Source organism: Pseudomonas sp. GM79 (assembly GCF_000282495.1).
GTDB lineage: Bacteria > Pseudomonadota > Gammaproteobacteria > Pseudomonadales > Pseudomonadaceae > Aquipseudomonas.
Genome location: NZ_AKJE01000123.1, coordinates 1 through 8,566 on the forward strand (window position 1 = coordinate 1; position 8,566 = coordinate 8,566).

Here is an 8,566-nt window from a genome sequence, read left to right on the forward strand (position 1 = left end):
AAAGCCATCGAGCCAAACGTCAGCCAATTGGGCACAATCGAACGATTCGAATAAGAGTCTGGCCCATGCTGATCGATGAAGAGTTGACCCTGAAAAAACTCGAGGTGTTCCTGGCCTTCATGCGCACCGGCAACCTGGCCCGCGCTGCCGCCGAGTTGCAAACCAGTAACGTCAGCGTGCACCGCGCTATTCACTCCCTGGAAAGCGCCCTGCGTTGCCCGCTATTCAAACACGAAGGCCGCAACCTGACCCCACTCGAAAGCGCTTATGTGCTGGAAGAACGGGCGCAGAAGCTGATCCAGGACGTGCTCGAAAGCGTGCGCCTGACCCGCGAAGCTGCCGGTTTCTCCGCTGAGCGTTTCAAACTTGGGTCACTGTATTCGCTGACGGTGAAGACCGTGCCGCAGCTGATCATGGGCCTGAAAATTCGCCGCAGCGAACTCAATATCGACCTGATCCTGGGCTCGAATATCGACCTGTTGTACAAGCTCAAGAACATGGAAGTCGACGCGATCCTGGTGTCGCTGGATGACAGCGTCAACGACCCGGACTGCGAGCAGATTCCGCTGTTTTCCGATGACATCTTCCTCGCCACACCGGCTGATTCGCCCTTTGCCCAGCGGGCCGAAGTCGATCTGGCGGAGGTGCGTGACGAGACATTCATCACCTTGACCCAAGGCTTCGCCACGCACCAGGACGGTATTCGGGTGTTCAAGCAGGCGGGGTTCGAGCCGAAGGTGGCGATGCAGGTCAACGACATCTTCACCCTGCTGAGCATGGTCAGCTCGGGGGTCGGTTATGCGTTGCTGCCGGGAAGGATTGCGGCGGTGTATGAGAACCGGGTGAAGCTGATTCCATTGCAGCAAAAGTATCGGTTACAGCAGCACATCGGCGTGGTGTTTCTGAAGGCCAAGGAGCGTGACCCGAATTTGCTGGCGCTGTTGGCAGAGTGCCGGATGTATGCCAATCGGCAAGTCTGAGACCGCGTCGCGCCCTTCGCGAGCAAGCCCGCTCCCACAGGGAAATGCATTCCAATGTGGGAGCGGGCTTGCTCGCGAAGGCGGCGGTACTTTCAACAAAGAACCAAACCCTTACCCCACAATCCCGCGAACAATGAAGTACAGCAACGAAGGCCCAAGCAAGCACCCAAGCCCGGTGTGGAACGTCGCGGTCAACGCGCCATACGGCACCAGCCTGCGATCCGTCGCCGCCAACCCTGCCGTCACCCCACTCACCGTCCCGGCCAACCCGCCAAACACCATCGCCGAGCGCGGGTTATCCAGCCCCATCCAGCGCGCCGCCATCGGTGTACCGACCATCACCAGAATCGCCTTGATCAGCCCGGTGGCAATCGACAACGCCATCACATCGGACGTGGCACCAATCGCTGCCCCGGTCACTGGCCCGACAATGTACGTCACCGCACCCGCGCCAATGGTGGTCATGCTGATCGCATCGCGATAACCGAACACCCAGGCCATGCTCGCCCCGACAATGAACGGCAGAATCGTGCCCAGCAGCAGCGCGATAACACCAATCATCCCGGCCTTTTTCGCTTCGGTGGCCTGCACCTCGAACGCCGTGGCGACAATGGCGAAGTCCCGCAGCATCGCGCCGCCCATCAAACCAATACCGGAAAACAGCGACAAATCCGCCAGGCCTTTTTGCCCGCCGGTCATGGTGCCGCCGACCCAGGCCAGCACCAGGCCAATGACGATGGCAATCGCCGAGCCGTGAATCCGCCCGAAGGTCAGGCGTTTGGACAACACCACCGACACCCACATGATCACGCCAACGAAGGCGAATGCCGTGATCAGACCGTTATGTTCCAGACCTTTCTCGATGAGATCCCACATATCAGCGACCTCCTGCCGGTGCGCCAACCGACGTTATGTCCGCCGGTTCATCGGGCAAGGGCTCGCCTTTGTGGGTCCGGCTGATCAGCGCAATCGTGCAGCCACAGAGCACCACCGAACCAATCGCCGCCAGCACCGCCACCGGGCCGCCATGCAGGGCGGTAACGACGTTCTGTTGCGCGGCCATCGCCACCACCACCGGAATGTACATGGCGCCCCAGAAGCCGACGCCCATCTCGCAGTCCTTGGTCATGCCGCCGCGTTTTTGCATCCACAACCGCGCGCAAATCAGCAGGATCATCGCGATCCCGACCCCGCCGACGTTGGATTTCACACCCAGCAATGCGCCGAGCATGTCACCCATGATCACCCCTGCCAGCGTACAGATCGCCAACAGCGCCACACCGTAAATAATCATTGTTGTAGTCCTCAAAGTGCATCGTCGGAATTGTTGTTTTTGTAGTTCGCAGCCTGAGTCGGTGATCTAGGGTTGGCGGCTTCCCTCCTCACGCAACAGCGCCTGCAAGGTATCGAGCCGCGCACCGTCGAAGGCAATCACGGTGCCCTGCTCGAACACCCGGCGCGCCAGCCCGGTCAACACCGCACCGGGCGGCAGTTCGATCTGTAGACGTACGCCACGCTCGTAAGCGCTTTGTACCGTGCCGCGCCAATCCACCACACGGCACATGTTGAAGGCCAGGTCGTCGCGTAACGCCTCGGGATTGATAACGGGCCGGGCGCGACTGCCGCTCAGGTAACCCACGGTCGGCGTTTTCAATTGCACCTTGGCGAAAGCTTCGGCCAGGACTTTTGCCGGTGCTTCCAGCAGCGGGCAATGGGACGGCACGCTGACCGCCAGACGCTTGGCCAATCCGGCACCCCGCCCTTTCGCCAATTCGGCGACCGCTTTCATCGCAGCATCGCTGCCAGCGATCACCACCTGGTTATCGGCGTTGATATTGGCCAGGTAAACCGGTGTGTCGACGCTGTGCACCCGCGCCAGCAAACCTTCCACCGTCGCCAGATCCAGACCGATGATCGCGGTCATGCCATAGCCCTGAGGATAAGCCTGCTGCATCAGCTCACCGCGCAGGCTGACCAGATGCAGCGCATCGCTGAAGCTCAAGGCGCCGGCGACCACCGCCGCCGGATAGGCGCCGATGGACAATCCGGCCACGTAATCCGCGCTCAATGACAACTGACGTGAAGCGGCGACTCCGGCGATCAGCAGGCATAACTGAACCGCCCTCGTCGACTGCAACGCCTCGGCAGAATCCTGCAACAAAACATCCTCACCCAGCACCTCGCTCGCCTCGATCAGCGTTTCCCGAGGCAAGCGATGGAGCATGCCCGGTTGCTGCGCGCCTTGGCCGGGGAACACCAGCAAGCTGCTCATGCTGCTTGCTCCTGCGGGTTCCAGGGATCGGTGACCAGGCAGGCGACCTGAGCGTTTTTGAGCAGCACCCGATGCGACGGGCCGGCCCATTCGCGCAGAGCCACCGCGCCGTAAGGTGTCTGCAATTGCATGTCGACCAGACATTCAGCAGTGCCGAGAAGCGTCACCAATTCTTGCGCTTGAAGTCGGCTCAACGGTTGCGGTGTACGCAGGATCAAGTCCAGATCGCTACGCTCATGCAACGCCACAAAACCGCTGGCCAATTCAAACCCGGCACTGCCGCTGACACCCCACACCCAACCGCAGGTGTCGAGCATTGGCCGCAGCTGCGCCAGTGCTCGCAAAGCCAGCAGATCCCGCGCCGTCTCGACATGACAAAGCTCTTCCGGACTTACCCGACGTGAAATCGCCGTGATCGCCATCGACGTTGCATAACGCTGCTCACGCAAGCGTCCTCGTACCCCGACCGCGATCTGATCCGGCGCACTCATCGCACGCCGAACCACCACCGGCTGACCCGCGCTGATCGACTCGATCACCCACGCAGGCGCATCCGCAGGCAACTGCTCCGGGGTCATCCCCCACAGCAGGTCGTGGGCCAGAAACGTATTCACCACTGCTCTCTCAGCAGTTGGCGAACCTTGCTCGACGCGGCGCGATTGTTCGCACCCAAGCGGCCGCTCAAATCGCGACGACCAGCCTCGACATCTTCAATCGCCTGAACCAGACACTCGTTCACCCGCGCCAGATCCGCCGTCGTCGGCTGTTCGATCTGCTCCACCGACAGGGTTTCCCAAAGCAGCCCCAGACTGGCAAAGCTGTCGATGTCATACGCCATCGGCGGCACGCTGGCGGCCAAGGCTTCAAGCTCTTCGACACTGCGCAAGGTGACCCGCGCCGCCGACGCCTTGCCCATCGCATGCACCATCACGCCCGGATCGCGTAGCGCGATCAGCCGGTTGGCCTGATAGCCATGAGCGAGAAACGCCCCGGACATCGCCTTGCCCACCAGCAAACCGATCACCGCATGCCCGGCCAGTCGGGCACGGGCATAACTGTCTGCCGCACCGGCCAGCGCCTGATGAATGCCGAGGGCTTCTTCGCGTCGGCCGTAAGCCTGGCTCGGCACATCGACGATGGCGATCAGGGCGCGTTTTTTAGGTTTGTCGTTATCCGCGGCAATGACGTCATCCACCGCTTTGGCCAAGCCCCAGCCTTCCAGCAAACCGACCTCGCCATTGCGGGCGCGGACGAAACGGTTGTCGGGATCGGCCACCACTGCGATAAACCGCACGGGTAGATCGCCCAATAAACCATCGGCGACTTTCAACGACGCCGGCAAACCCGAGACCGGTTTTGCGCCGGCACTCAAGGCGTTGAACCAGTTCAAGCCTCTCAGGGAATACGAACTCATGAGCGCTCTCCTTGATACAGATCGCGAACCGTCGCCGGCTCGATTTGTGGTTCAGCGTCCAGACGCGCCAGCCGTTGCAGAAACCATTCGGCCTGGCGGCTGCGTTGCTGCGCCGGCAAACCCTGCTTGAGCAATTCGCTGACCTGCTGCTGAATCTGCGCCACGTCGTCGGCGACATAGCGGTCCACCAGACCGCTGGCGAAACGTTGCTCACCGCCGGTCAGGCTCCAGATAAACGGGCGATCCCGAGAGTCGTATTCCTCAAGACCGGCTTCCTGCTCGATCACCTGCGGGCCGTTGAGGCCGAGCCGCGCTTCCTGAGTCACCAACAAATAACTGCACAACCCGGCGGCAATCGACATGCCGCCAAAACAACCGACGCTGCCGGCGACCACGCCGACTACCGGCTGGTACTGGCGCAGATCGACAATCGCCGCATGAATATCGGCAATCGCTGCCAGCCCCAGATTGGCCTCCTGCAAACGCACGCCACCGGTTTCCAGCAGCAGCACGGCGCGAGTGGGAATGCCTTTGCGGTTGTCCTCGGCGGCCAGTTCCAGCGCGCCGGCAATCTTCGCTCCGCCGACTTCACCGAGGCTGCCACCCTGAAACGCGCCTTCGATGGCAGCGATCACCACCGGCAAACCGCCGAGGCTGCCCTTGGCGATCACCACGCCGTCATCGGCTTGCGGCACCACGCCCTGGCGCGACAGCCATGGCGACATGACGCGCTGAAACGGGTCGAGCAGTTCACGGAAAGTACCTGCGTCGAGCAAGGCTTTCGCTCGTTGCCGGGCGCCGAGTTCGACGAAGCTATGTTTGCTGAGAAGCGCTGCGCTGTCAGTCATGGCTGATCTCCTCGAAGCCTTGTTCCAGGCGCAAGCGCACCACGCCGGGAGTGGCGCCGAAATCGTGGATATCGATCGCCATCGCGGGCGGTGTCTGGCCGTCAAACATCCGCGCAAACAGATGCTGCCAGCGTTGTTCGCTGCCGTTGACCGAGGTCTGCACCTGGATCGTCAGCTTGCCGGCCAGCCCCGGTTCGATCAGCACTTCCAGATCGCCCGAGCCCACGCAGCCCACCAGCGCCCTGCCCCGTGGCGGCTGCCCGGCGGGGAATTCAAAGGATAAGGTTTCCATCAAAACGCTCCCTGGAAGACGTCGACGCCCGACTCGATGCGGTCGATAAACAGGCAGGCTGCGAGCAAGTCCGCAGCGCCGCCGGGCGAGGCATTCAACGCGATTAATTGTTGGTCCAGCTCATGCAAACGACGGCGACCGGCCAGGCTGGCGCTGCCGCCGGCATCGAGCACCGCTTGAGCGCCGAGTTGCATGGTGTGCAGGCCGGTTTCGCCTGCGCGGTAGAGCACGCAGGTGTCGGCCAGCGTCGTCATGATCGCCAGCAAGGCATCGAGCCGAGCGTTCTGTTCGCCATGGCCAGCGGCGCGGCTGCGTTTGAGTTGCGGCAGAGCGCGTTGAATCACCGCCGGAAAACCAAGCTGCGCCTCTTCACGGGCACCGCGTGCGCCATAACGTTGGGCCACTTGAGTGCCATGGCTTAGGGGGCGCGGAGCGTAACGATCGTCGAGCAAGGCCAGGCGTGCGGCGCGCAACGCGATGCCGCTGGCGGTGCGGGATTCAGGCTCCAGCGCAGCGGCGGCAACCAACAGCCCCAACGCCCAGATCGCCCCACGATGAGTATTCACACCGTCGGTGGTGGCGAGCATCGTTTGTTCACCGTCGCGGCCAATCCGCCCGAGGGCTTCGCGCAGGGGTAAACCGACTTCGCCAAATTCGCTGGCCGCTTCCGCCATTGCCTTGAACGCCGGCCACAACGACAGCGCCGAGGCGTGCATCAGGCTCAGGTGTAAATCGGTGTGCGCACCATTGCCGCGACGATCCACCAGCGCCGGTTTCGGCGACAAGTCCGCTTCGTCGATCAGCGCGTCCACCGCTAGATCCGCCAGCCGCTCAGTCAGGGTTAAAGGTTTCGGTTGCAGGTTGAATGCGTGCATTACCAGCTCCTGAACTTGGCGGGTGGGTTGTAGAGGCCACCGGACCACTCCACCAGATCGGCCACGCTTTTCGCTGCGAGCAACTCGCGGGTGGCGTCGGTGCGGCGGATGCCGAGGTCTTCGGGCAAAGCGATCAGGCCTTCGCGGCGCATGCGGGCGGTGTCTTTCGGGTTGTGGCGCAGGCCGATGGCGGTCACCCCGGCGACGGCGGCGATCATCGCCTGACGCTCTTCGAGGGAACGGGCCTTGTACAAATAGGCGATGCCTTCCTCGGTCAACAGGTGGGTGACGTCGTCGCCGTAGATCATGATCGGCGCCAGCGGCATGCCGCTTTTCTTCGCTACTTCCACGGCATCGAGGGTTTCGACGAAGGTCGGTTTGCCGCCCTCCTGGAAGGTCTCGACCATTTGCACCACGAGTTTTTTACCGCGTTCCAGCAGCGCTTCGGGCGCATCGTCGTGACGCATGTCGAGCCAGGCCGGCGTGCCGTGACGGCGACCGCGCGGGTCGTGACCCATGTTCGGTGCCCCCCCGAAACCGGCCAGACGACCGCGCGTCACGGTGGAGGAATGACCGTCGCCATCGACCTGCAAGGTCGCGCCGATGAACAGGTCCACCGCGTATTGCCCGGCCAATTGGCAGAACATCCGGTTGGAGCGCAGTGAGCCGTCGCGACCGGTGAAGAACACATCCGGTCGAGCGGCGATGTAGTTTTCCATGCCCAGTTCGGTGCCGAAACAATGCACGCTTTCGACCCAGCCGCTTTCGATGGCCGGGATCAGGGTTGGGTGAGGATTGAGGGTCCAGTTGCGGCAGATCTTGCCCTTCAAACCGAGGGATTCGCCGTAGGTCGGCAGGATGAGTTCGATGGCGGCGGTGTTGAAACCGATGCCGTGGTTCAGGGACTGGACGTTGTGTTTTTCGTAGATCCCGCGGATCGCCATCATCGCCATCAACACGTGCACAGGCTTGATGTGGCGTGGGTCGCGGGTGAACAGCGGTTCGATGTAGAACGGCTTATCGGCCACCACCACGAAGTCGACCCAGGACGCGGGAATGTCGACACGGGGCAGTTCGCTGACGTCGTCCACCAATTGGTTGACCTGCACGATGACGATGCCGTCGCTGAAAGCGGCCGGTTCGATCAATGCGGGCGTGTCTTCGGTGCTTGGGCCGGTGTAGATGTTGCCGGCACGGTCGGCCATGAAACCGGCCGAGAGCACGACGTTCGGGATCAGGTCCACCACCAGCCGCGCATAGAGCTCGATGTAGGTGTGGATCGCGCCGATTTCCAGCAGGCCGTCTTCGAGCAACTGACTGATGCGCAGGCTTTGGGTGCCGGCAAAAGAGAAGTCGAGCTTGCGGGCAATGCCGCGCTCGAACAGGTCCAGGTGCTCGGAACGCCCGACGCTGGGCATGATCATGTGCAGGTCATGCAGCTTGCCGGGATCGGCCTTGGCCAGGGAGCGGGAAAGGAAGTCCGCCTGCTTCTGGTTATTGCCCTCCAGCACCACACGGTCGCCGGGCAGGATCAACGCCTCCAGCGCCGCAACGATCTTGTCGGTGGGCAACACCACACCGTCGGCAAGCCCCTTCACCCATTCGAGGCGCCGCTGCTTTTCGCTGCGCCGCCGCGTCCATCGCGAGTCGGGGGATATTGTTGTTGTCATGACCACTCCACGGGTTCGCTGTCGTGGGGGTCACCTTAGGAGCGTTGGGTGTGGGGCATCAATCAAGCGGAGTGTTGGATTGTTACGGTCAAGTTAATGGTTGGCGGGAGGGATTCGTTGCCCGCGCTGACGCCTTCGCGAGCAAGCCCGCTCCCACAGGTATTGTGGATGACTCAGGATTTGAGCACGACACGGACACTGTGGGAGCGGGCTTG

At 62.3% G+C, this 8,566-nt stretch carries 10 protein-coding genes; 1 reads left to right on the plus strand and 9 read right to left on the minus strand.

Annotated elements, in window-relative coordinates; translation table 11 throughout:
• Positions 1-65 precede the first annotated feature (65 nt).
• Complete coding sequence (locus PMI36_RS00080) at positions 66-980, plus strand: LysR family transcriptional regulator (RefSeq protein ID WP_008076719.1); 915 nt, start codon at positions 66-68, stop codon at positions 978-980.
• A gap of 111 nt (positions 981-1,091) precedes the next feature.
• Here the strand turns inward: PMI36_RS00080 and madM are convergent, their stop codons facing one another.
• From madM to mdcA, 9 genes are all read right to left on the minus strand, one after another.
• Positions 1,092-1,856: a malonate transporter subunit MadM gene (gene madM / locus PMI36_RS00075; RefSeq protein WP_008007473.1), complete on the minus strand. Its 765-nt coding sequence runs from the start codon at positions 1,854-1,856 to the stop codon at positions 1,092-1,094.
• 1 nt (position 1,857) lies between these two features.
• Positions 1,858-2,274: a malonate transporter subunit MadL gene (madL, locus tag PMI36_RS00070; protein WP_007897996.1), complete on the minus strand. Its 417-nt coding sequence runs from the start codon at positions 2,272-2,274 to the stop codon at positions 1,858-1,860.
• Between the two features lie 66 nt (positions 2,275-2,340).
• Positions 2,341-3,252 (minus strand): malonate decarboxylase subunit epsilon, encoded by a 912-nt coding sequence (mdcH, locus tag PMI36_RS00065; RefSeq protein ID WP_008076721.1) that lies wholly within the window; start codon positions 3,250-3,252, stop codon positions 2,341-2,343.
• A complete protein-coding gene (locus PMI36_RS00060; RefSeq protein ID WP_008076722.1) occupies positions 3,249-3,869 on the minus strand; it encodes a malonate decarboxylase holo-ACP synthase in 621 nt (206 codons plus the stop codon). The genes mdcH and PMI36_RS00060 overlap by 4 nt, the downstream gene beginning before the upstream one ends.
• Positions 3,863-4,666 (minus strand): biotin-independent malonate decarboxylase subunit gamma, encoded by an 804-nt coding sequence (mdcE, locus tag PMI36_RS00055; RefSeq protein WP_008076724.1) that lies wholly within the window; start codon positions 4,664-4,666, stop codon positions 3,863-3,865. The genes PMI36_RS00060 and mdcE overlap by 7 nt, the downstream gene beginning before the upstream one ends.
• On the minus strand, positions 4,663-5,514 hold the full coding sequence (locus PMI36_RS00050) for a biotin-independent malonate decarboxylase subunit beta (RefSeq protein ID WP_008076726.1): 852 nt from the start codon (positions 5,512-5,514) through the stop codon (positions 4,663-4,665). The genes mdcE and PMI36_RS00050 overlap by 4 nt, the downstream gene beginning before the upstream one ends.
• Positions 5,507-5,806, minus strand: coding sequence for a malonate decarboxylase subunit delta (locus PMI36_RS00045; protein WP_007897982.1), 300 nt, complete (start codon positions 5,804-5,806; stop codon positions 5,507-5,509). The genes PMI36_RS00050 and PMI36_RS00045 overlap by 8 nt, the downstream gene beginning before the upstream one ends.
• On the minus strand, positions 5,806-6,681 hold the full coding sequence (locus PMI36_RS00040) for a triphosphoribosyl-dephospho-CoA synthase (protein WP_008076728.1): 876 nt from the start codon (positions 6,679-6,681) through the stop codon (positions 5,806-5,808). The genes PMI36_RS00045 and PMI36_RS00040 overlap by 1 nt, the downstream gene beginning before the upstream one ends.
• Positions 6,681-8,351: a malonate decarboxylase subunit alpha gene (mdcA, locus tag PMI36_RS00035; RefSeq protein ID WP_007897974.1), complete on the minus strand. Its 1,671-nt coding sequence runs from the start codon at positions 8,349-8,351 to the stop codon at positions 6,681-6,683. Before mdcA ends, PMI36_RS00040 begins: the two co-directional genes overlap by 1 nt.
• Between the last annotated feature and the right edge of the window lie 215 nt (positions 8,352-8,566).

Bases quoted from the DNA above. Each gene is read 5' to 3' on its own strand.
- mdcE (WP_008076724.1), bottom strand. From the start codon at position 4,666: ATGAGTTCGTATTCCCTGAGAGGCTTGAACTGGTTCAACGCCTTGAGT.
- madL (WP_007897996.1), bottom strand. From the start codon at position 2,274: ATGATTATTTACGGTGTGGCGCTGTTGGCGATCTGTACGCTGGCAGGG.
- PMI36_RS00040 (WP_008076728.1), bottom strand. From the start codon at position 6,681: ATGCACGCATTCAACCTGCAACCGAAACCTTTAACCCTGACTGAGCGG.
- PMI36_RS00045 (WP_007897982.1), bottom strand. From the start codon at position 5,806: ATGGAAACCTTATCCTTTGAATTCCCCGCCGGGCAGCCGCCACGGGGC.
- mdcH (WP_008076721.1), bottom strand. From the start codon at position 3,252: ATGAGCAGCTTGCTGGTGTTCCCCGGCCAAGGCGCGCAGCAACCGGGC.
- madM (WP_008007473.1), bottom strand. From the start codon at position 1,856: ATGTGGGATCTCATCGAGAAAGGTCTGGAACATAACGGTCTGATCACG.
- PMI36_RS00050 (WP_008076726.1), bottom strand. From the start codon at position 5,514: ATGACTGACAGCGCAGCGCTTCTCAGCAAACATAGCTTCGTCGAACTC.
- mdcA (WP_007897974.1), bottom strand. From the start codon at position 8,351: ATGACAACAACAATATCCCCCGACTCGCGATGGACGCGGCGGCGCAGC.
- PMI36_RS00080 (WP_008076719.1), top strand. From the start codon at position 66: ATGCTGATCGATGAAGAGTTGACCCTGAAAAAACTCGAGGTGTTCCTG.